Source organism: Niveispirillum sp. FG156 (assembly GCF_057809555.1).
Window position 1 is genome coordinate 1 of record NZ_JBMDKE010000100.1, and the last position, 381, is coordinate 381.

At 61.2% G+C, this 381-nt stretch carries 1 protein-coding gene; it reads right to left on the bottom strand.

Translation table 11 applies throughout. The annotated features are described in order from the left end of the window. Nucleotides 1-90 precede the first annotated feature (90 nt). Nucleotides 91-381, bottom strand: a 291-nt coding sequence (locus tag ACODSP_RS28230) for a LysR substrate-binding domain-containing protein (RefSeq protein WP_488968828.1), incomplete at its 5' end; no start/stop codon positions are given.

A 381-nucleotide genomic window follows, 5' to 3' on the forward strand; every position in this document is an offset into this window, starting at 1 on the left:
CAAGTTTATGATCAAAAGCCCCGCTGGAGAAATCCACCGGGGCTTTTTGTTGTTCCAGGACCACTCTAAATCTTAGCCCCGGCGATCGTTTCAATCCGCCTTCCCTGTTCCCGGCAAGGTGACGCGGTCGCGGAAATGGAGCAGTTCAGCCACGAAGCTTTTCACCAGCCGCGCCTTCTGGGCATCGGGGCGGAACAGCAGGTAGGATTTGAACTGGACATCCGGCTTGAAGGGCCGGAAGACCAGCCCCCGTTCGGCATAGCCATCAGCGGCGGCCGGATTGACCAGACCGACCCCCACCCCCGCCAGGGCCAGGGCGCAGATCGTTCCGGCGCTGGGTGTTTCCACGATGATTTCGGGCCTGGACCCCGCACTTTCCAG